At 39.7% G+C, this 21829-nt stretch carries 18 protein-coding genes; 9 read left to right on the plus strand and 9 right to left on the minus strand.

Translation table 11 applies throughout. The annotated features are described in order from the left end of the window. Positions 1-17: 17 nt before the first annotated feature. The 4 genes from ACNI3T_RS02625 (at position 18) to ACNI3T_RS02640 (ending at position 7767) form a co-directional block, all read left to right on the plus strand. Positions 18-2774: a T9SS type B sorting domain-containing protein gene (locus ACNI3T_RS02625; protein WP_418226508.1), complete on the plus strand. Its 2757-nt coding sequence runs from the start codon at positions 18-20 to the stop codon at positions 2772-2774. Beyond that, positions 2731-4380, plus strand: a complete 1650-nt coding sequence (locus ACNI3T_RS02630; protein ID WP_418226509.1) for a T9SS type B sorting domain-containing protein — start codon at positions 2731-2733, stop codon at positions 4378-4380. Before ACNI3T_RS02625 ends, ACNI3T_RS02630 begins: the two co-directional genes overlap by 44 nt. A gap of 70 nt (positions 4381-4450) precedes the next feature. Further along, positions 4451-6454: an excinuclease ABC subunit UvrB gene (gene uvrB, locus ACNI3T_RS02635; RefSeq protein ID WP_418226510.1), complete on the plus strand. Its 2004-nt coding sequence runs from the start codon at positions 4451-4453 to the stop codon at positions 6452-6454. A gap of 92 nt (positions 6455-6546) precedes the next feature. Then, a complete protein-coding gene (locus ACNI3T_RS02640) occupies positions 6547-7767 on the plus strand; it encodes a hypothetical protein (protein ID WP_418226511.1) in 1221 nt (406 codons plus the stop codon). A 52-nt stretch (positions 7768-7819) separates the two neighbouring features. Here the strand turns inward: ACNI3T_RS02640 and ACNI3T_RS02645 are convergent, their stop codons facing one another. After that, positions 7820-8263, minus strand: coding sequence for an Hsp20/alpha crystallin family protein (locus tag ACNI3T_RS02645; RefSeq protein WP_418226512.1), 444 nt, complete (start codon positions 8261-8263; stop codon positions 7820-7822). A 194-nt stretch (positions 8264-8457) separates the two neighbouring features. Between ACNI3T_RS02645 and ACNI3T_RS02650 the strand changes: the two genes are divergently transcribed. Both ACNI3T_RS02650 and ACNI3T_RS02655 read left to right on the plus strand, forming a co-directional pair. Continuing rightward, positions 8458-9750: a DUF2254 domain-containing protein gene (locus ACNI3T_RS02650; RefSeq protein WP_418226513.1), complete on the plus strand. Its 1293-nt coding sequence runs from the start codon at positions 8458-8460 to the stop codon at positions 9748-9750. 2 nt (positions 9751-9752) lie between these two features. Then, positions 9753-9989, plus strand: a complete 237-nt coding sequence (locus ACNI3T_RS02655; protein WP_295181959.1) for a DUF1456 family protein — start codon at positions 9753-9755, stop codon at positions 9987-9989. A gap of 79 nt (positions 9990-10068) precedes the next feature. Here ACNI3T_RS02655 and ettA read toward each other — a convergent pair whose 3' ends face one another. Genes ettA through ACNI3T_RS02670 form a run of 3 tightly spaced genes read right to left on the minus strand, consistent with a single transcriptional unit; the run spans position 10069 to position 12478 of the window. After that, a complete protein-coding gene (ettA, locus tag ACNI3T_RS02660; RefSeq protein ID WP_295181957.1) occupies positions 10069-11760 on the minus strand; it encodes an energy-dependent translational throttle protein EttA in 1692 nt (563 codons plus the stop codon). Between the two features lie 60 nt (positions 11761-11820). After that, positions 11821-12297 (minus strand): DinB family protein, encoded by a 477-nt coding sequence (locus tag ACNI3T_RS02665; protein ID WP_418226514.1) that lies wholly within the window; start codon positions 12295-12297, stop codon positions 11821-11823. Position 12298: 1 nt separating this feature from the next. Then, positions 12299-12478, minus strand: a complete 180-nt coding sequence (locus tag ACNI3T_RS02670; protein ID WP_141877153.1) for a CAL67264 family membrane protein — start codon at positions 12476-12478, stop codon at positions 12299-12301. A gap of 180 nt (positions 12479-12658) precedes the next feature. Between ACNI3T_RS02670 and ACNI3T_RS02675 the strand changes: the two genes are divergently transcribed. The 3 genes from ACNI3T_RS02675 to ACNI3T_RS02685 are packed head-to-tail and all read left to right on the plus strand — an operon-like array spanning position 12659 to position 16801. Next, positions 12659-14287, plus strand: a complete 1629-nt coding sequence (locus tag ACNI3T_RS02675) for an acyl-CoA carboxylase subunit beta (protein ID WP_418226515.1) — start codon at positions 12659-12661, stop codon at positions 14285-14287. Between the two features lie 5 nt (positions 14288-14292). Then, complete coding sequence (locus tag ACNI3T_RS02680; protein ID WP_418226516.1) at positions 14293-15165, plus strand: hypothetical protein; 873 nt, start codon at positions 14293-14295, stop codon at positions 15163-15165. Continuing rightward, on the plus strand, positions 15155-16801 hold the full coding sequence (locus tag ACNI3T_RS02685) for a M1 family metallopeptidase (protein ID WP_418226517.1): 1647 nt from the start codon (positions 15155-15157) through the stop codon (positions 16799-16801). The genes ACNI3T_RS02680 and ACNI3T_RS02685 overlap by 11 nt, the downstream gene beginning before the upstream one ends. Before the next feature lie 27 nt (positions 16802-16828). Here ACNI3T_RS02685 and ACNI3T_RS02690 read toward each other — a convergent pair whose 3' ends face one another. The 5 genes from ACNI3T_RS02690 to ACNI3T_RS02710 form a co-directional block, all read right to left on the minus strand. Beyond that, positions 16829-18148 carry a M24 family metallopeptidase gene (locus ACNI3T_RS02690; protein WP_418226518.1) on the minus strand — a complete coding sequence of 440 codons (1320 nt, stop codon included), beginning with the start codon at positions 18146-18148 and terminating at the stop codon, positions 16829-16831. Between the two features lie 24 nt (positions 18149-18172). Beyond that, the gene (locus ACNI3T_RS02695; RefSeq protein ID WP_418226519.1) at positions 18173-18703 is read right to left on the minus strand and encodes a CIA30 family protein; all 531 of its coding nucleotides are present in this window, start codon (positions 18701-18703) and stop codon (positions 18173-18175) included. A 3-nt stretch (positions 18704-18706) separates the two neighbouring features. Further along, positions 18707-19801 (minus strand): AMP-binding protein, encoded by a 1095-nt coding sequence (locus tag ACNI3T_RS02700; RefSeq protein ID WP_418226520.1) that lies wholly within the window; start codon positions 19799-19801, stop codon positions 18707-18709. 69 nt (positions 19802-19870) lie between these two features. Continuing rightward, positions 19871-20785, minus strand: a complete 915-nt coding sequence (locus ACNI3T_RS02705) for a CPBP family intramembrane glutamic endopeptidase (protein ID WP_418226521.1) — start codon at positions 20783-20785, stop codon at positions 19871-19873. A gap of 7 nt (positions 20786-20792) precedes the next feature. After that, the gene (locus tag ACNI3T_RS02710) at positions 20793-21827 is read right to left on the minus strand and encodes an o-succinylbenzoate synthase (RefSeq protein ID WP_418226522.1); all 1035 of its coding nucleotides are present in this window, start codon (positions 21825-21827) and stop codon (positions 20793-20795) included. Positions 21828-21829: the final 2 nt, after the last annotated feature.

Below are 21829 nucleotides of genomic sequence, written 5' to 3' on the forward strand. Positions count from 1 at the left end.
TATAGCTTTACGTTAGTATGAAGTTGAAAGTGATCCTTGCCATATTCCTGCTGCCGACACTCATGTACGGCCAGCAGGAAGCAGCAAACTGGTATTTTGGTGTAGGCGCTGGATTATCCTTTACTTCAGGCGAGGCGGTTCCGCTTACTAACGGTGTTCTGAACACTATCGAAGGTTCTGCAAGTATCTCAGACAGAAACGGAAATCTTCTTTTTTATACTGATGGTTCAACGGTTTACAATCGCAATCATCAGGTAATGTTAAATGGGAGTGATCTAAAAGGAAATGTTTCCAGTACGCAATCGGCGATCATTGTTCCGAAGCCTGCAAATCCCGGGTACTATTATATTTTTACCGTGGACAAACCAGATTACTTTCGGGTAACTAACGATCCTATTGAAGGTGTTCATTTTTCTGAAGTTGACATGAGTCTTGACAATGGAAATGGCGGTATTATTGCGGGCACTAAGAATACTCACCTGGTTACCTACGATCCTTCAGATATAGTAGAAAAAGAATTCAAAAGTTCTGAAAAGATTTCCGCAGTGATCGCGGGAGATTGTGTTTCGTACTGGGTGGTCACTCAGTTTACTAATAAATTCTACTCATTTAGAGTAAGTTCCGCAGGAGTAAATACGAACGCAGTCATTTCCACTATCAATAACAATTTCCCTCCCAGGATTAACGAACAGGATCTAAACGTTACAGCTCCGGGTTATATGAAGATCTCTCCAAATGGAAATTACCTGGCTGCGGCTTATAGTGGAACCAGCATTGGGAGTCCGCGGTCGGGAGGTGCTAAGAAAACCGGAAAGGTATTTCTATACGATTTTAATGATCTTAGCGGTAGAGTTTCCAACGAAAAATTGCTGCTGGCCAATGCCTATCCATACGGCGTGGAATTTTCTCCGGAATCCACTAAACTCTACGCAACTTCCAATAATTATAATACAGAAGATGTGTTACAAAATGGTGAGTTATATCAATTTGATCTCGAAGCTACAGATATTGCTTCTTCCGCTTACTTGATAAATTCCTCCAGAAATGTTGCTGGAGCATTACAACTAGCGCCCAATGGCAAGATATATCGTGCTGGCTACTCTACTGATGGTGGCTTCGTTAGATGGAACCTGATGTCTGTGATCAATGAACCCGAAGAAGACGCTGCAAACGTAAATTACCGACATAACAGTTTAGATATTTCTCCCAAAGTGGTTAGGCTCGGTCTGCCCCCGTTTGTACAATCTCTTTTCAATAATAATTTTGAATATGAGAATATCTGCCTGGGACAGACTACAGAATTTACCGCAGGAGATGCTTCGAAATATGATGCCTTTATATGGGAATTTGGAGATGGTGCCACCTCAACTGCCTCAGCACCTATGCATACCTACAGTGCCACAGGAACTTATACAGTGAGTCTTACAGGGATCATCAATGGAATTCCTCAGGACCCGGTTTGTGAAGAAGTGACTATTTTTGAGATTCCCAATGTTCCTTCAGATTTTATCCTGAAACAATGTGATGTCCAGGATTCAGATCCAACAGATGGGATTGCAACTTTTAATCTTCAGCTTGCGAAGGAAGAGTTATCGCAGGGCCAATCAGGTATTCAGCTTTTTTTCTACGGAAGTGAGGCAGATGCTATTGCAGATGTGAATAACGAACTTACCCTGGATAACATCTACCGGAACAACACTTCGAATGAGGAGGTTTTTGTGAAAATCAGTGGCTTCGGAAGTGATTGTTACGATATAGAAAGTTTCAGACTGCAAACTACCGAAAGTGTCGATCTATCACTGGAAACAGCTACAGGCTGTGATCTGGGTGATGGTACGGCTCAATATAATCTGGGTACTATTGCTGAAAATGCCAGAAATGATCTTGGGTTAAATTCTGATGTTAAGTTAAGCTTTCATACTACTGAAGATGATGCGATTCTTGGCACTAATGCATTGCCTGATAATTATGTTACTAGCCCAAAAACCTTATATATTCGGGCAGATGCAGATAATATTTGCTATGGATTTGGTAGTATAGAATTGGAAATGACCGGTTTCCCGGCCATTCAATCTTTGATGAGCCTGAGTGGATGTGCAGCAGATTTCCCGGTAATTCTTGGTAATGATCTTGATCTTGCCAATCCTGATGAATTCGATTACACGTGGAGTACCGGCGAAACTGGCAGAACCATTGAGGTAAACGATTCTGGCAGCTATTCTTTAAGCCTCAAATTAAAGGAATCTGGCTGCGGAAGATCTATCAATTTTAATGTTGAAAAATTTGAAGCTCCTGAAATTTCGGAAATAGAGATTTCCAATAACGGCAGCGAAAATGATCTCTTAATTTTCACCAATTCAACCGATGAAAATACGGTTTACGCTCTTGACAACATCAACGGACCCTATCAGTCCAATCCGGAGTTTCGAGGAGTTCCTGGAGGACAACATACTATTTATATAAAGAACAGTATGGGATGTGCAACAGGTGAAATGCAGGTTACTTTATATGGACATCCGCCGTTTTTCACTCCAAACAATGATGGTTCGAATGATCTTTGGAGACCTTACGATATTTCTGAACCCGGATTCAAATTTCAGAAGATTATAATTTATGATCGGTATGGGAAGATCGTAGCCATGCTTCCTAAAGAAACTAAGGGCTGGGATGGTAACTTCAATAGCAGACCAATGCCGGCAGATGATTACTGGTTTGAAGTAAGTCTCGAAAATGGTAAAATTTTTAAAGGACATTTCTCCCTTATTAGAGAATAACATGAAATTATTAAGATTATTAATTCTCTTCCTCTCCTTCTCAGCACTTTCAAACGCTCAGAATCCTGCAAGTGATTGTAGTGGAGCGATTAAAATTTGCGGTGATGGCAGGATATCCAGCAATGCAGATGGTATAGGTACCCAGGAACTCAATGGCACCAACAATTGTGCAAGCCAGGAAACTAACTCTCTCTGGCTGGAGATCGAAATCACCAAAGCAGGATCATTAGGCTTCAATTTAAAACCTACCAGCAGCGATATTAATGTAGATTACGATTTCTTTATTTTTGGCCCAAATGCCAGCTGTAACAACCTTGGAAACGCTATTCGTTGTTCTACCACAAATCCTAATGCCGCAGGTTTAGCATCCAATTTCACCGGTTTAAACCCCAGATCGACAGAAACAAGCGAAGGACCTGGACCAGATGGTGATAGCTTTGTTGCAAATCTAGATGTACAGCCCGGGGAAACTTATTTTATCGTGATAGACAGACCTGTGGGAAACAGTCCGTTTGAACTGGAATGGACAGGAACAGCTACTACCGGCGGATTTCCTTTTCCTGATGGTCCGCAATATAATGAAGGCATAGATCTGGAAACCTGTAACGCAAATGGCAGCGCGATTTTCGATCTTAGCCAGAATACACCAGTTATTAATATTCAGAATAGTACTACACTAACTTACCATGAGACCATTGCCGATGCTACTGATGGTATCAATGCATTGAGCGATATTTATACAAGTGACGTCCCAAGTAGACCAATTTTTGCCCGAATCGAAAATGATCTTACCGGTTGTTCCAAGATCACAGACTTCACCCTGACCATCAATGATGGACCTCTGGTTGCTCAAAATTTAGAATTTGAGCAATGTGATCTGGACAAGGATAATCTCGCTGATTTTGAGTTAAGCGATCTTAATAACGAAATCCTGAATGGAATCAATGGAGCTCACAATATAGCCTTTTTCATTTCGGAAAATGCCGCCCGGGAAAATTCCAACGCTATTTCAAGTTTGTATACTTCAGCCGGAGCAGAGAGCCTGTTTGCAAGAACTTCCGAAGAAGGGAATCCAGATTGCTTTAACATTACCAGAATCGAACTTATTCTGAATGAACCTCCCAATGTGGAAAGCTTTTCACTTGTTCAGCCTGTTATTAATTCTAATAATAATACTGTAGAAATAAGCTTTCGGAATGCAGAAGCATATGAATATTCTATAGGAAGCGAAGATGGTCCTTTTCAAACGAGTACTACTTTTGAGAATGTAAACTCCGGTTTTCAGGATCTTTACATCCGTGATCTGAAGCAGTGCGCTATTATCAAAACACAAATTGCCATTATTGGGTATGATAACTTTTTTACTCCCAATCAGGATGGAATTAATGATTTCTGGCAGTTAAATGGTATTAGCAGCGAAACGGCTGCCTCCAATAAGATTAGCATATTTGATCGCTACGGAAAATTAATTTCAAAACTAACTGCGGCAGGCAAAGGTTGGGACGGCACATTTGATGGTAAGCCTATGCCAGCAGATGACTACTGGTTTCGCGTCTTATTACAAACTGGACAGGAATTTAAGGGGCATTTCTCACTTGTTAGGTAAATGCCAAAAACTTGAATAAAGCTCTGTAATTGTTTAATTTCGTCGGGCTAGGAAAAAGGAAGACTGCCTCATGAAATTCGATATAAAATCTGATTATAAACCTACGGGAGATCAGCCCAATGCTATTAAACAACTCGTTAGCGGGATCAATAAAGACGAACAGTTCCAGACGTTACTGGGAGTAACCGGTTCTGGTAAAACCTTTACGGTCGCCAATGTTATTGAAGAGGTGCAAAAGCCGACGCTCGTGCTGGCACATAACAAAACCCTTGCCGCCCAGCTATATTCAGAATTCAAGCAGTTCTTCCCGGAGAATGCTGTAGAGTATTTCGTGAGTTATTATGATTATTACCAGCCAGAAGCTTTTATACCCACTTCCGGAACCTACATAGAAAAAGATCTTTCCATCAACGAGGAGATCGAAAAGTTACGTTTAAGCACCACTTCTTCTCTTCTAAGCGGAAGACGCGATGTGATCGTGGTTGCTTCAGTTTCGTGTCTTTACGGGATTGGTAATCCTGTTGAATTCAAAAAGAACGTGGTTTCCATAGAACGAGATATGGAAATTAGCAGAACCAAATTTTTGCATAGCCTGGTGCAGTCGCTCTATTCCAGAACAGAGGCTGAATTTTCGCATGGAAATTTCAGAATAAAAGGTGATACGGTAGACGTGTTTCCAAGTTATGCAGATAATGCTTTCAGAATCCACTTCTTTGGAGATGAAATTGAGGAGATCGAAGCCTTCGATCCAGGAACTAATGATGTTATCGAGAAATATCAACGACTGAATATTTATCCTGCGAATATGTTCGTGACCTCACCTGATGTTTTAAAAGGTGCGATCCATCAAATTCAGGATGACCTGGTGAAGCAGGTTGATTACTTCTCTGATATTGGTAAAACTCTAGAAGCAAAAAGGCTGGATGAAAGAACGAATTTCGATCTTGAAATGATACGGGAACTTGGCTATTGCTCGGGTATTGAGAATTACTCTCGCTATTTGGATGGACGTCTTCCCGGGACCAGACCTTTCTGTTTGCTGGATTATTTTCCAGATGATTACTTAATGATCGTAGACGAAAGTCACGTAACCATTCCTCAGGTTCACGCCATGTATGGTGGTGACCGCTCTAGAAAAGAGACCCTGGTTGATTACGGATTCCGACTCCCGGCTGCGATGGACAACCGACCATTGAAATTCGAGGAATTTGAAGCCCTGCAGAATCAGGTAATCTATGTAAGTGCGACTCCAGCAGATTATGAACTTCAGAAAAGTGAAGGAGTGTATGTGGAACAGGTTATTAGACCTACAGGTTTGCTTGATCCCATTGTGGAAGTGCGTCCAAGTTTAAACCAGATCGATGATCTAATTGAAGAGATTCATGTTCGAGTAGAAAGAGATGAAAGAACGCTGGTTACTACGCTTACTAAAAGGATGGCGGAAGAGCTGGCGAAATATCTGACGCGCATCGATGTACGCTGTCGCTATATACATTCTGATGTTGATACGTTGGAACGCGTAGAGATCATGCAGGATCTTCGACGCGGAATCTTTGACGTTCTTATAGGTGTAAACCTACTGCGTGAAGGCCTGGATTTACCAGAAGTTTCCCTGGTTGCGATCATCGATGCAGATAAAGAAGGTTTTTTGAGAAGTAACCGATCTTTAACTCAGACCATTGGTAGAGCTGCCCGACATGTGGATGGACGAGCTATTCTGTATGCAGATAAAATAACAGATAGTATGCAGCAAACGATCGACCAGACTGAGTATCGTCGCCAGAAGCAGATGGATTATAACAAGGAACACAACATTACTCCTACTAAACTAAATAAGAAATTTGACAGTGCCCTGGTTAAGCAAAAACTGGATATTTATGGTGACGAGGAACGCACCGACTTAAAAGCTGCGGAAGCTGAAGCCGAATATCTCACCAAGCCACAAATGGAAAAGAAAGTTCGGGAGAAGCGAAAAGCTATGGAAACGGCTGCTAAAGAACTTGATTTTATGCAGGCCGCGAAGCTAAGAGATGAAATCAAAATACTCCAGGGAAAAATTAACGATAGCGACTAAAATAAATAGTTGCAGTGTTGATTATTCGTCTATATTTGGATCACCCAATTCGTCCCTAGATCCACTTCTATGGCAAGCTAAATTGTTTGTTCATGAAAAAAATTATATGCCTGTTTTTAATGGGTATGATGATGTCTCAACTCGAGGCACAGGTAGGAATTGGAACCTCAGAGCCTAAAGCACAGTTGGATATTGTGGCGACTAACACTGTAGATCCAGCAAGTATTGATGGTATCTTAATACCAAGAATTGCGAAATTTCCAATTGTTTTACCTTCGGAAGATCAACATGGAATGCTGGTATTTTTAAGTAAAAGCGTTAGCGGTTTTCCAGAAGGATTCTATTTCTGGAATGCTATGGAAAAGAAATGGAAAGCGATCGCTACAGAAACTAATACAGTAAACTTCTATAAAACCGGAACGACTGTCTCCCCGAATAATATTACAGAACCCATTTTTCGCGAAGCCAGCATTGGTATTGGTACAGATCAGATTTCCTCAAGATTGCAAATTGCCATAGCTCCGGGCAAAGATACCGGGCTTAAAAAAGGTCTTGAGGTAGATAACGCGAACTCCGCTACAGATAACCTTACCACTTACGGGATTCTTAGTGACAATAGAAGCGCTACCAACGGTAACAAATATGGAATTAAAAACAATGTTGGTGGTGTGGGTCTTGGGATTCATTATGGAATATTCAACGAAACCTATCAGAATACCGGCACAAATGATATCTACGGTATATACAACCGCGTTGGAAGAACTTTTGGAGCGAGAAGTAATAACTACGGGATCTATTCTGAAATTGGATCCATTCAGGGCGTGGGAAATATTTTCGGGATTTACAGTATTGCTACCGGAGATGCAAACAGCAATGTGTACGCCGGCTACTTTAACGGACGAATAGGAATAGGAACCAGTCCGGAAACTGAATATGTACTGCCTTTGAATAGAGGTACAGAAGGTCAGGTAATGTCTATCAACGCAAACGGACAGGTAAGTTGGACCAATGCTGGCTTCGCAAATTACAGCTCTACAACCAGTGCTGTAGCGGACTATGCAATAACTGATGATGTAGGAACCCTGAGAATCAATAACCAGGTTACCGGATTGATCATGCCTGCATCTGCTTCAAATAAAGGACGAATATTACGTCTTATCAACTGGCCTGGAAATTCTGAAAAGTTTTTCCAGTTTACAGGAGGTGATGACCTATTCGATCCAAGAACAAACGCCAAAGTTCCTAGCATCAAGTCTGGACAAATCTTTACAATTCAGAGTGCGGGAAACAGGTGGATACTTTTAAGTCAGTAAAAAAGCGCTCCGTAGAGCGCTCTTCAACTTTAACTAATCAAACTACCATTGGTTACGAAATATCGATCAACCTTTTAGCCTGTACTTTCGCTTCTTCTTTCTTCGGAAGAGCAATTTCGAGAACACCATTTTTATAGGTTGCGGATATTTTGCTGCTATCTACAGAATCTGGAAGACTAAAAGCTCTTCTAAAATTACTGTAGCTAAATTCTCTTCTGGTAAATCTACCCTGCTCTTCAGATTTCTCCACCTCTTTTTTAGCTTCCGAAGAAATAGTTAGAACATCATTATCAAGTTCTATATTAAAATCCTCTTTCACTTTTCCTGGAGCAGCAACTTCAACAGAAAAACTGTCCTCAGTTTCTCTGATATTTACTGCCGGAATACTGGTTCCAATACTGTTCACATTCGTAGTTCCACCAAGCCAGTCATTTTTGAACATATCATCAATAACTGATGGCAACCAACCTGTTTCATTTCGCTTAATAAGACTCATAGTTTTATGTTTTAGATTATTAATCAATTTTAATTTCATAAAAGGAATAGCAATTCCGGTACCATCAAGAACATCATGCCTTTTTGTCGTTTTTATTCATTTAAAACATGTCATAATGTCTCTTTTAACCATTTTCTACCAAAAATCCGACTGCTAATCAATGATTGCTTAATTTTATGCTCAATCTCAATTGTATGAAGCAACTTTATAATCGCACTCTTTCTTTCTTTAATGTACTGGAAAGCAAGATTGCCTTCTACCCTACATTGTTAGCATTTTTTGGTTTCAATTTCGCTTTCTTCATGCTGTATCTGGAAAATCGCGGAATATCCAAATACCTCATAGAAAATATTCCTCAACTTGTAATCGATAATGGTGATACTGCCATGACCATCCTGAGTTCTCTGATTTCCGGACTTATTTCGATGATGGTTTTCAGTTTCTCTATGGTCATGTTACTACTCAGTAACGCCTCCAGTAATTTTACACCCAGATTACTACCGGGATTGATTAGTGACAAACGGCATCAGATAATCCTCGGAATCTTCTTATTTACGATCCTTTACTGCATATTCGTACTATTTGCTATACAACCAACCGGAGATGAGTATCAATTACCCGGGGTAGCTGTGCTGCTAGGAATTCTTCAAACGGTGGTATGCTTTTATTCTTTCATTTATTTTATTCATAATATTTCGCAAAGTATTCAGATTAGCAATATCCTTCAGAATATATACCAGGTGGCTAAAGACCGGCTACAGGAACTTGTAGACAAACAAAAATTTAAGGAAATTGAATTTCCGGAGACAGAGAACTGGACGAATTATCATAGCGAACAAAGCGGGTATCTTCAGAATATTTCATTTACCAATCTCGTGGATATATGCATAGAACATGATGTAAAGATTCATATTTTACCGGTCAAAGGTATATTTGTTCTTAGCGGTATTCCGCTGTTCAGAGTCAGCAAGGAGGTTGACGAGAAGATCGTAAAGTTGATATTATCTAACTTCAATTTTTCGAGAGAGGAACTCGTGGCCGATAATTATACCCTTGCTTTCAAACAAATGACCGAGATCATTGTAAAAGCAATGTCTCCAGGAATTAATGATCCAGGTACTGCGATCAATGGGATCGATTATCTTACTGAACTCCTTGCCTTGAGAATGCAAAAAAGAGATACGAGCTATATTTTTAGAGATGAAGAAGCTTACATAAAAATAAACACGATCGATTTTGAAGATCTTTTGTATAATATCATGGCCTCGATTCGTACATATTGCAAACATGATATAACTTTGGTGCAGAAATTACTTCTAATGTTCTATTATCTTGAAAAACAGGTAAAACATAACAATGAATATTCTGAATGCCTGCGAAAGGAGGCTGAGAATCTACTTATAGACGCCAGAAGTTCTATTCAGAATGAAGTGGATATTAACACTATTACGAATCTGGTTAAACGTTTTAATTTACAAACAACATAAGCATGGCGCTAACGAACAATGATATTTTTAAGAAACTAAGAGTTGCTCATAAACTTACTAATGACGATATCGTTAAGATTTGCGAACTCGTGGATTTCAAGGTAAGTAAAAGTGAACTTGGAGCGATCTTCAGAAGAGAAGATCATGATAAATACGTGGAATGTGGAGATCAGTTCCTTCGGAACTTTCTAGATGGCCTCATCATTCACTTACGCGGCCCAATGCCGAAGAAGAAGTAGCTTTAGACTTTATAAAAAATTAAAAAGAGGAGTTGAAACAAATTTCAACTCCTCTTTTTAATTGTGAAAAAACTAATTCTTAGCGAACCAGTTTTTTGTATTTGATACGTTTCGGCATAAGATCACCGCCCAAACGCTTTTTCTTATTCTCTTCATAATCTGAGAAGCTACCTTCAAAGAAATAAACCTGAGAATCTCCTTCGAATGCCAGGATATGCGTACATATCCTATCCAGGAACCAACGGTCGTGAGAGATCACTACCGCACATCCCGCGAAGTTATCCAGACCTTCTTCCAAAGCACGAAGCGTGTTTACATCAAGGTCGTTGGTAGGCTCATCCAAAAGCAGAACGTTTCCTTCTTCTTTTAGAGTCATGGCCAGGTGCAACCTGTTTCTTTCTCCTCCAGAAAGCATGTTCACTTTCTTATTCTGTTCGCTACCGCTAAAGTTAAACCTGCTCAAATAAGCTCTTGAATTAACCTGGCGACCGCCCATCATGATCAATTCCTGTTCATCACTAAAGTTTTGCCAGATGGTCTTTTCAGGGTCTATATTGGAATGGCTTTGGTCAACGTAAGCGATCTGGGCAGTTTCACCTACCTTAAAAGATCCTTTATCTGGAGCTTCCTCTCCCATGATCATTTTGAATATCGTGGTTTTACCTGCACCGTTTGGTCCAATAATTCCAACAATTCCTGCCTGTGGCAACTGGAAGTTCAGGTCTTCATAAAGAAGTTTATCACCAAAAGCCTTACTTACACCCTCAGCCTCGATCACATTTGTTCCCAATCGAGGTCCGTTTGGAATATAGATCTCCAGCTTTTCATCCATTTGCTTTTGATCCTGACTAAGAAGTTTATCGTAATTCTTTAATCTCGCCTTCTGCTTGGACTGTCTTCCTTTCGGACTCATTCTTGACCATTCAAGCTCTCGTTCTAAAGTTTTCTGTCTTTTGCTAGCTTGTTTTTGCTCCTGAGCAAGTCTTTTAGATTTTTGATCTAACCATGAAGAGTAGTTTCCTTTCCATGGAATACCTTCTCCCCTGTCAAGTTCCAGGATCCATCCAGCTACATTATCAAGGAAATACCTATCGTGAGTTACCGCGATCACAGTACCTTTATATTGTTGCAGGTGATGCTCCAGCCAGTGTACAGATTCTGCATCAAGGTGGTTGGTAGGCTCATCAAGTAAAAGGACATCTGGTTCTTGAAGTAGTAATCTACATAGAGCAACTCTTCTTCTCTCTCCTCCTGAAAGTACTCCGATCTTTTTATCTGGCTCTGGAGTTCTCAAAGCGTCCATCGCGATTTCCAGTTTGGTATCAAGTTCCCAGGCATTGCTGGCATCGATCTTATCCTGAAGTTCCGCCTGCTTATCCATAAGTTTCTGCATCTTATCTGCATCCTCATAAACTTCCGGTAAACCGAACATATCATTGATCTTGTTGTACTCATCAAGGATCGCTACGGTTTCAGCAGCACCTTCTTTTACAACCTCCAGGACCGTTTTCTCATCATCAAGTTCTGGTTCCTGTTCCAGCATTCCAACTGTATAATTAGGAGAAAACACCACATCACCCTGGAAGTTCGTGTCCTTCCCGGCAATAATATTCATCAAGGTAGATTTACCCGAACCGTTAAGACCAAGAATCCCGATCTTAGCGCCATAAAAGAAACTTAAATAGATATTTTTCAATACCGGTGTGTTTGCCTTCGGAAAGGTTTTGGTCACACCAGACATCGAAAAGATCACTTTTTTATCGTCTGACATATTTTTGTAATTAATTTTCAATTGATTGCGAGTGCAAATATCCTGAAATTTTCAGAGAAATCAATTATCATGGATTTCCAATAATCTGCTTAACAAAAGTAATTGTCCAGTATGGTAAGCATTATGTTCAATTACCAGCAAAACCTGTCTTATAATTGTATGTTCCGTTGAATTCAGGACAACATCATCCAGGGCATTTTCTTCAGAAGTAAAAAAGCTTTTTAAGCTCTCTCTATCCTGAAAGAACTGATTCTTAAGGTCTTCCCATTCCTCTTCATTATCCGGCTTTTGCTTTTCAGGCCAGTAATCCTTAGGCCAGTTAGCTGCTGAATAATCTTTACTATTAGAATAATCCAGAATATCTTTTTGTGCAAATACTATGTGATAAAACAATTCGTAAATAGAATAAGGCAAATTGTGAGGTCGTATTCCTATTTTTCCAAAGGGGATTTCCGTGATCAAATTCTGAATTGGCATAAATGCTTTTCCGCCATCCAGATGTATCGCTATTTGCTTCTTTACAACATCTACATCCATATTATATACGACCCTTTAAAGCATTAAACACCCATGAAATAAAGAAGAACCCTATCCCGGTAACCGAAAATCCGATGGCATATTCCTTATATTTTAATACTCCTAATAATACTAATGCTGCACCAACTAAAAAGGTGAGAAAAGAGGCCCATGCGAAGATGGTGTTTTTGTTCATTGCCATAGATGCGATTTTAGTGTCCTTGTAATTATAATTAGCGCAATTAATCTGAAGAATTGCAGTCTTTTTGTATTTTAGCAAAAGCCATTTCTGAGTGAGAATTCTTAAAAATTATTCAGAAAAGAGATTAATTTCGAATTAATCACATTAAAATAATCAAATTCCTGTAATAAATTCAAAATAATGGATATCAACTTCAATAAGAATGAAGATCATAACAAGTTACTGGTTTCCACATTAAGACAGAAACTTGCCAAGGTAAAATTAGGTGGTGGAGAGAAAAGAATTGAAAAGCATCATGCGAAAGGCAAAATGACTGCGAGAGAGCGCATCAATTTCCTACTTGATGATGCTGAAAAAGCTATAGAGATCGGTGCATTCGCCGGTGAAGGAATGTACGAAGAACACGGTGGCTGCCCTGGAGGTGGTGTTGTAGTGAAGATTGGTCATGTTTCTGGAAAGCAATGTATCGTGGTGGCAAACGATGCTACCGTAAAAGCCGGTGCATGGTTTCCAATAACCGGAAAAAAGAATCTTAGAGCACAGGAGATCGCTATTGAAAACCGACTTCCAATTATTTACCTGGTGGATAGTGCAGGAGTTTTTCTACCAATGCAGGATGAAATATTTCCTGATAAAGAACACTTCGGAAGGATCTTCAGAAATAATGCGGTAATGAGCAGTATGGGAATTACCCAGATCGCTGCCGTAATGGGTAGCTGTGTCGCTGGTGGGGCTTATCTTCCAATTATGAGTGATGAGGCGATCATCGTAGAAAAAACAGGAAGTATCTTTCTTGCCGGAAGTTATCTTGTAAAAGCAGCCATCGGAGAAAGTATCGATAATGAAACTCTTGGCGGAGCTACAACTCATTCAGAAATTAGTGGAGTAACAGATTATAAAGCGAAAGACGACAAAGATGCTCTTACCAAGATTCAGAATATCATGGATAAGATCGGAGATTTTGACAGAGCTGGTTTTAGCCACAAAAAGTCTGTAAAACCTAAAGAAGATCCAGATGAGATTTACGGAATTCTTCCGAAGAAAAGAAGTGATCAATACGATATGCGTAAGATCATAGAAAGATTGGTTGATAATTCTGAATTTGAAGAATATAAAGAAGGCTACGGCCAGACGATCATTACCGGTTATGCTCGTATTGACGGTTGGGCTGTTGGTATCGTAGCGAATCAGCGTAAGATCGTAAAGACGAAAAAAGGCGAAATGCAGTTTGGCGGAGTGATCTACTCAGATTCCGCAGACAAGGCAACACGCTTTATCGCAAATTGCAACCAAAAGAAAATTCCGCTGGTCTTTCTTCAGGACGTGACCGGTTTTATGGTTGGAAGTAAAAGTGAGCACGGCGGGATCATTAAAGATGGTGCAAAAATGGTAAATGCTGTAAGTAATTCGGTAGTACCAAAATTTACTATTATTCTAGGAAATTCCTATGGAGCTGGAAATTACGCAATGTGCGGGAAAGCTTATGATCCAAGGTTGATCGCTGCATGGCCAAGTGCAGAACTTGCGGTGATGGGAGGAACTCAGGCTGCAAAAGTACTGGCACAAATCGAAACCGCTTCTTTAGCAAAGAAAGGTGAAAAGGTAGATGAAGCTAAAGAAAAGGAAGTTTTCGAAAAGCTTAAAGCGAAGTATGATGAACAAACTTCAGCATACTACGCAGCAGCCAGACTATGGACAGATGCAGTAATAGAACCTAAAGATACCAGGAAATGGATCTCGATGGGAATAGAAGCTGCAGACCACGCCCCGATTGAGAAAGATTTCAATATGGGTGTTATCCAAACCTGATTTCTATGAAGAAACTGATAATTCTTTTGATCATAATGATGGTCTGCCAGGGATACGCTCAGGACACGATTGGCCTGAGACATTCAAGGAAATATATTCCTAAAACAGTATATCTCTCACAGTTCAAATCTATTCCTGATACTGTAGATGTTCGCTATATAAATGGTGATTCCATGGTTCAGGTTCCTATGGATTATGATCCTTTTCGCGGCAAGAAACAGGTCCGCTACGAACCTAAAGATTCGGCTTTTCTTAACACCTACAAAGCGGTGGTATACGATACAGAAAATAAGGTTGATTCTTCAAGGTTGATGCGCTACTGGAAAGATGATATTCGTATCTACTTTGATAAAAGCGTACCTGAAGATGATGCGAGGTTTCTAATGAGTTTTGCTGAAAAACTATCCAGCGAGGTTGACTCTCTCAAAATTAGTCGGAATTTTATTCGGGAGAAGAGCAATTATATTGTCTATTATCTCAACGAAGATCACAAGACAGAACATGAACCTCGAATTGGTAATAAAAGCGGTTACTATGTAAACTGGAATGGCAAAAGCCAGATCTATAAAGCATCATTAAAAGTGAATACTGCAGTGGTTACCAATAATCTTCTGAAAGAAAATCTACTGAAATACCATTTTTTCAAGTCCCTGGGGTATTTTGCGTCCAGTAAGGATCTTAATTGTGAAAGTATCTTATCTGCTTGCAACTCTTATAGAAGATTATCTGAAGAAGATCTGGAACTATTGAAGTATCATTACTCATATGGTGTTTGTAAAGGTCAGTCTTTAAAAAGTTTTACTCAATTAACCAATAGCATGCAGGAGAAACTGGAAGAGGATCCTAATGCTCAATTATTTGTTATCCATGCAGAATAAATTATTACTCGTTGGCTTGCTGGTCTCATTGTTCTTATCAATGAACCTGGAGGCTCAGGTAGTTGGTTCAAATCATACTACTTATACTGAAGCTGATACTTTAAGAGGTTCGTTGCGACCTGAAAGATCCAATTACGATGTTACAAAATATCACCTTGATCTTAAAGTGAACCCTGAAGCACGATCAATTGCCGGTAGTAATACCATTCATTTTAAAGTTCTTGGCTCTCTACCAGTGATGCAATTGGATCTATTCGAGAATATGCAGATAGACTCTATCGTACATCAAAATACAAAACTGGAGTTCACCCGTAAGTACAACGCGGTATTTGTAAATTTTGAAGAAGCCTTGAATGAGGGAACTTCAGACTCTATTAAATTCTATTACCACGGAAATCCTATCGTTGCCAAAAATGCACCCTGGGATGGAGGTTTCGTCTGGGATACCGATGAAGACGGAAACCCTTGGGTTGGAGTTGCAGTGCAAGGAACCGGCGCAAGCCTGTGGTATCCTAACAAGGACCATCAAAGCGATGAACCGGATGCTGCTCAAATTGATATTGCAGTACCAAACGGACTCATGAATGTCTCCAACGGAAGATTTTTAGGAAAAGAGAAGTTGAATGATGGATATACGAAGTGGAAATGGGTAGTGAAAAGTCCCATTAACAACTACAATATCATGATCAATATTGGGAACTATTCTCATTTCTCTGATAAATTTAAAGATCTTGATATGGATTATTATGTTCTGCCCTACAACCTTGATAAAGCAAAAAAACAGTTCGAAGAAGTTCAGGATATGATGGCTTGTTTCTATGAAAAAATGGGTCCTTATCCTTTTGAAGAAGACGGATTTAAACTCGTAGAAACTCCTTATTTAGGAATGGAACACCAGTCGGCTGTGGCCTACGGGAACGAGTATATGAAAGGTTACCTTGGAAATGATCTTTCCGGAACGGGAATCGGATTACTTTGGGATTACATCATTATCCACGAATCTGGTCATGAGTGGTATGGGAATAGCATCACCGCTAAGGATATTGCAGATATGTGGATACAGGAAGGTTTTACCAGTTATACTGAATCTATTTATGTAGAATGCCGCTGGGGTAAAGAAAAAGCTCAGGAATACCTGAAAGGAACAAGAAGAGGCATTAGTAATAACAGCACAATCATTGGAGATTACGGCGTTAATTCTGAAGGTTCCGGAGACATGTATTTTAAAGGAGCAAATCTTCTGAACATGATCAGAAGTATTTACGATGATGACGAATTATGGTGGAACACTCTGAGAGACTATACCAGCACTTACAGACATAAAACCATTACTACAGGAGATACGGAGACCTTTTTCGATAAAGCTACCAAAGTGAATTTGAAACCGGTTTTCGATCAATATTTGCGACATTCAGCATTACCGGTACTACAACTAAAACAGGGCGATGAACACTTCCAGTATCGATGGAAAGCAGATGTTACTAATTTTAGCATGCCGGTAGATATTTTCATAGATGAAGAGGAAATAAGACTCGATGCAACTTCAGAATGGCAACGTATGGAAACTGGTGAAGAACTGGATGAAGTCACACTGAATGAGTTAGAATTCTATGTTCGGGTAGAGAAAATTAAATAAAAAATAGCAGCTTTTCAGCTGCTATTTTTATTCCGCAGAAGGATCGATAAGAATTAAAGATGTCTGTCTATTATTCACATATCGAAAGCCTTCTTTCCCCCAAAATCCCGCTTCTTCCAGCATAATTCTTATATCTTTATCCCATTCTGGAATGTTCACCTCAGTATTTAATTCGATTGCATAGGCTGTTTCCTCATAAAGTGGGTAGTCCCCAGTCCCGGGAACTCCACCCTGTTGATCCCACATTCCAATCGTTGGTCCTGCAGAATGCCCATAAAGACCAAGTGGATGCGTGTAGATTGAAGGTTTTAAACCTTCAGCTTTTGCCTTTTCAAGACTTGCAGCCAGAATCTCATTTCCTGTTCTGCCAGTTCTAAAATTTTGAGTTAGAATATCCTGCAACCTGTTTCCTTTTTCAAGTGCTTCCTGCAAGAATTGTGGAGCTTCGGTTTCATCATCCTGAAGGACATAAGCCATTTGCTGGCAATCTGTATTCAAACCTAAATATGAAATTCCGAAGTCACAATGAAGCAAGTCACCTTTGAGAATAATATCGCTTCCATTTTCATCAGAGAATGCAGTGATATGATCCACAAGTTGCTCGTTGCTCCGCTGAATATCCACAGTTGGATGAAACCAGGTTTCCAGCCCAAGATCGGTTACTTTTTGTCGTAACCACCAAACCACATCATCTGTAGTAGTTACTCCCGGCTCTATCACCTGAGTACTAAAGGCCTCTTCAATGACCTCATGTGTTAGCTCCACAAGTGAACTAAATAGAAGCATCTCTTTAAGAGTTCGGGTTTCTATCCAACCTACGGCAAGATCTTCCGCAGAGATCAACCTGGAATGATATTCTTGCGGCAAACTTTTTAGAAGTTCCTCATAATCGGTTTTTACCAATCCGTCTGCAAGACCATAATTATCAGAAATATTGATCCCGATCTTTTTAGGATCCCTGGAACTAATGATATCTGCTAGAGCTTTCCATTGATCGGGCTGTTTTTCCTTGTTCCACGCAGACTTGATAGCATCGCCAATATTATAACGGGCAACCGCAAGTTTTTCTATAGAATCTGCCTTTCTGGAAAAGACCAGCATGGTTCGTCTTCTCGCATTTAGCCAGGTAGAAGGCAGCATGGTTTTCATCACAGGATCTTCATTATATTCTCTTGAAATGATCACCCACATATCAATTTCAGCCCGATCCATCAATACAGGTAGAAGCTTATCAAATCGTTCTGCAAGTAGCTCATCTCGAACAGAAGCACGAGCTTTTTCTGAAAGTATTTGGGTATGAGCACTAAAAGTGAGCATACAAAGTATAAAAACTAGTAAATAGCGCATAAGAATAAGGTGATGGGAATGGGTTTATTTCAGTCGAATATAGTCTATTAATAAACTGAATTCTTCATTTTTTTTATTGCCAATTAAGAAGGTGATTTCCTGTATGATATCATGGTCCCAATTAGGAATATCTAATATTCTACCTCGAAATCCAGGGTGCATTTTTGCCAGATCCAGTTCGATTTCCTGCCATTCCCCATTAGTAGAGAATTCCTGTATGTACGAGTGACGATCGTTCAATTTGTTCTTGAGTCGGAATTGATAATTCTTACCATCGCCTTTGAGCCTGATCACAGCTTTGCTAAACTTCTTTATTCCATCTACATTTAATCGATAACGAACTGAAGCAAAACCTCCATTGTTTTCAAGCGATACATTCCCACTAAATTTGGCATGACCTGTTTCGGTAAGACTGATATCTGCATTGGATCTACCACCCATAACGCGATCTTCAACTACCACCCAATCACTGATTGTGGTACCGTTATTAAAATCGAAAATTACTTTTTCATTCAAATTGAGCAGAATTATAATGATAAGAGCAGTTCTAATCATGATTTAAGATACTTTGCTTTTCGCAGTATTTTCACGGTGAATCTTACCGTTTGGAGTTTCTTCGAACTTAGCGATTAAATAGATCTTTCTAGGTTTCTCATATTTCCCAAGCGATTTCATCCTATCAACCATTTCTCTAAGTTCCGTTAGTCTTTCTTCGGAAAAATCATCTTCCACGAACATAACTACTTTTTCACCCAGGGCATCATCTGGCATAGAAGTGATAAAGAATCGATGATCCAGTTTTTTGTTGATCTTACGTTCTATTTCTTCAGGAAATATCTTGATTCCTCCGGAATTGATCACATTATCATATCTCCCTTTCCAGATAAATTTTTTATAGGTAATGATCTCTACAACATCGTTGGTTACGATTTCTTCGTCCAGCACTTTTGGAGCTTTGATCACAAGACAATCACGTTCATCTTTAGTAATGCTAACATTTGGTAATAACTTGAAGGCTTTTGAAACTTTCTTCTTCTTGGGATTTAAACGTTTTGCGGCTATATGACTACAGGTTTCAGTCATTCCGTAGGTTTCGTAAATTCGGGTATCTATATCCACCAGCATTTTTCGCAACCTTGGTGAAACTGCTCCACCACCAATGATAAGTTTTTTCACCAGATGAAGCCTACTTATCGAATTGTCCAGCTGGAATGGCGTCATTGCTGAAAAATCGTAAACCTTGAATAGCTGATCGAATGGATTTGAAGAGGGAGGAACCGAATCCAGGTCCCAACCTAAAAACATCGCTCTTACCAACATCATTTTTCCTGCTATATAATCTACAGGAAGACATAATAATGCTTTGGTATGATTAGGAAGTTTAAAGAATTTTGAAGTTGCCAGCGCAGAGTTGATCATGTGCTCTTTAGTAAGCCTGATCTTTTTGGGTTTACCGGTAGATCCCGAAGTATGCACTTCAATGTAATCCTTAGGTTGTAACCAATCCAGCAGGAAATTACCAATTTGCTGTTCAAACGGCTCACCTTCCTTGATATAACTATAGGCGATATGTTTCAATTCGGCATTTGTGAAGTGCCGTTTGTTCAACCTAAAGTCAGGGTGAGTTTCAGGAATCTTGTAATTATTATTCATACTTCAAGCTAAGTTGGACATTCACCGATTACTTAAAGTTAAGAATTTGCAATTAAATTACTGAATATCCTAAGTAATTGTTACATTTTCAGGTCTTTTCACTCTTCCGAAGAGCTTTTGAGACCAGTTATTCCATTTGTATTTCCTGGCAAAGATGAAAAGGAAGATAGGGTATATGATCAAAACAGGAATCAACACATCCCATCCGGCAGAAGGTTCTGAGACATCCTTTAAGATAGAATTCGTCTGGAACGCAGTCCAGTCGGCAGTAACAAGTAAGGCTGTAATTAGATTATTCGCAGCATGAAATCCTAGAGCAAGCTCCATTCCCTCATCCATCAAGGTCATGATCCCAAGCATAAAACCAGTTCCAATATAATAGATCATGATAATGTTGCCCAGTTTGGTCACTTCAGGATTAAAATAATGCAACCCTCCAAAAATCACAGAAGTAAGTACCAAAGGGATCCACCTGTTTTTAGCAAGCACACCTATCCCCTGCATCAAATAACCTCTGAAGAAATATTCCTCAAAACTCGTTTGAATGGGTATCAGAAAAACTGAAATCAAAAGAAGATATAAAAAGGGTTCCCATTGAAAATTAAATACATAATCCTGCGGATTCGAATAATAATCTAGTACGGTGATCCCAATATTGAATACGGCAACCAGGGCAAAGGCAAACCAGAATCTACTCCAGTCCACTTTTTTACGACTGGTCGTCAGAGTTTTAATTGGTTGTTTATGAACATATTTGACCCAAAGCAAGAGCCCGGCAAGAAACACAAGGAATGATAACAAATTCTCGAAAAGTACCCTGTTGGAACCTTTACTTTCAATTTGTTGCCGCATCATTTCATTCACGTCCAGATCCAGCATTTCAACCGCTACATAATTAAGAGCCATTAAGCCAAAAAACAAAATTGGAATCACCAGATATCTCCAGAAAGAATGTTCGTATTTGAACGCTTGCCCTATAAACATAGTTTACTTAAAATTTAAAATCCCAGCTTACCTGAGGATCATATTGAATTTTACCATCCTGCACCAGCAACGGACTGGTATAGTTATTCGTATACAAACCACCCGTTCCCAAACCTTGGGGAAGATCTGTATCCAGCGTGTAAGTCCACTGCGCAATTGCATTGAGCCCTATATTGCTTTCCAGCGCGCTGGTGATCCACCATTTCACCTGGTTAGCTTCACAGATATCGATCCATTCCTGGGTGCCTTTCATTCCACCGATCAAACTTGGTTTGTAAATGGCATATTGTGGTTGTATAGTTTGTATCAGTTTAGCCTTTTCTGTTACATCTGTGACTCCAATCAATTCTTCATCGAGTGCAATTGGAATTGGCGTTTTTGAGCATAACTGAGTCATCTCCGGGATTTGTCCCTGCTTAATTGGCTGTTCAATGCTATGAAGGTCGAATTTAGAGAGCCGCTCTAGTTTACGCAATGCTTCTGTTGGGTGAAAAGCACCGTTCGCATCTACCCTTAACTCCATGGACTCTGCGGAAAAATTTTCCCGAATGGATCTCAGCAATTCTATTTCAGTTTCAAAATCTATTGCCCCAATTTTCAGTTTAATACAACGAAAACCCTGTTCGATCTTTTCTGAAATCTGTTTTTTCATGAACTCCTTGTCACCCATCCAGATGAGTCCGTTTATTGGAATATGATCCTTTCCCTGAGTAAATTCCGAAGGAAATAATTCGAAAGGAGTACTTGATTCGAGGCTGCGAAACGCCATTTCAACTCCGAACTGGATACTAGGGAATTCGCGTAATTCTTCCCATAGCAATTCCTTTCCCATGTTGATATTTTGGCAAACCCAGTGTAGCTTATCCTCGTAATCTGGACGATCATCATAACTTAATGATCTTAAAATTCCGCATTCACCTATACCGTAGCGCTCATTATCCTCGATCTTCAGGAACCACGTTTCTTTTTCAGTAAGAACGCCCCGGGAAGTTCCACTGGGGCGTTTGAATTCTAAAAGGTATCGTTTGTAAAAAGCTTTCATAA

Origin of the sequence: Christiangramia qingdaonensis, assembly GCF_048381525.1 — a bacterium.
Lineage (GTDB): Bacteria > Bacteroidota > Bacteroidia > Flavobacteriales > Flavobacteriaceae > Christiangramia.

Excerpts from the sequence above, each read along its gene's own strand:
- ACNI3T_RS02655 (WP_295181959.1), top strand. The coding sequence starts at position 9,753 with ATGGCGCTAACGAACAATGATATTTTTAAGAAACTAAGAGTTGCTCAT.
- ACNI3T_RS02670 (WP_141877153.1), bottom strand. The coding sequence starts at position 12,478 with ATGGCAATGAACAAAAACACCATCTTCGCATGGGCCTCTTTTCTCACC.
- ACNI3T_RS02675 (WP_418226515.1), top strand. The coding sequence starts at position 12,659 with ATGGATATCAACTTCAATAAGAATGAAGATCATAACAAGTTACTGGTT.
- uvrB (WP_418226510.1), top strand. The coding sequence starts at position 4,451 with ATGAAATTCGATATAAAATCTGATTATAAACCTACGGGAGATCAGCCC.
- ACNI3T_RS02700 (WP_418226520.1), bottom strand. The coding sequence starts at position 19,801 with ATGAATAATAATTACAAGATTCCTGAAACTCACCCTGACTTTAGGTTG.
- ACNI3T_RS02665 (WP_418226514.1), bottom strand. The coding sequence starts at position 12,297 with ATGGATGTAGATGTTGTAAAGAAGCAAATAGCGATACATCTGGATGGC.
- ACNI3T_RS02690 (WP_418226518.1), bottom strand. The coding sequence starts at position 18,148 with ATGCGCTATTTACTAGTTTTTATACTTTGTATGCTCACTTTTAGTGCT.
- ACNI3T_RS02680 (WP_418226516.1), top strand. The coding sequence starts at position 14,293 with ATGAAGAAACTGATAATTCTTTTGATCATAATGATGGTCTGCCAGGGA.
- ACNI3T_RS02710 (WP_418226522.1), bottom strand. The coding sequence starts at position 21,827 with ATGAAAGCTTTTTACAAACGATACCTTTTAGAATTCAAACGCCCCAGT.
- ACNI3T_RS02640 (WP_418226511.1), top strand. The coding sequence starts at position 6,547 with ATGAAAAAAATTATATGCCTGTTTTTAATGGGTATGATGATGTCTCAA.
- ettA (WP_295181957.1), bottom strand. The coding sequence starts at position 11,760 with ATGTCAGACGATAAAAAAGTGATCTTTTCGATGTCTGGTGTGACCAAA.
- ACNI3T_RS02625 (WP_418226508.1), top strand. The coding sequence starts at position 18 with ATGAAGTTGAAAGTGATCCTTGCCATATTCCTGCTGCCGACACTCATG.
- ACNI3T_RS02645 (WP_418226512.1), bottom strand. The coding sequence starts at position 8,263 with ATGAGTCTTATTAAGCGAAATGAAACAGGTTGGTTGCCATCAGTTATT.
- ACNI3T_RS02685 (WP_418226517.1), top strand. The coding sequence starts at position 15,155 with ATGCAGAATAAATTATTACTCGTTGGCTTGCTGGTCTCATTGTTCTTA.
- ACNI3T_RS02650 (WP_418226513.1), top strand. The coding sequence starts at position 8,458 with ATGAAGCAACTTTATAATCGCACTCTTTCTTTCTTTAATGTACTGGAA.
- ACNI3T_RS02695 (WP_418226519.1), bottom strand. The coding sequence starts at position 18,703 with ATGATTAGAACTGCTCTTATCATTATAATTCTGCTCAATTTGAATGAA.
- ACNI3T_RS02705 (WP_418226521.1), bottom strand. The coding sequence starts at position 20,785 with ATGTTTATAGGGCAAGCGTTCAAATACGAACATTCTTTCTGGAGATAT.
- ACNI3T_RS02630 (WP_418226509.1), top strand. The coding sequence starts at position 2,731 with ATGGTAAAATTTTTAAAGGACATTTCTCCCTTATTAGAGAATAACATG.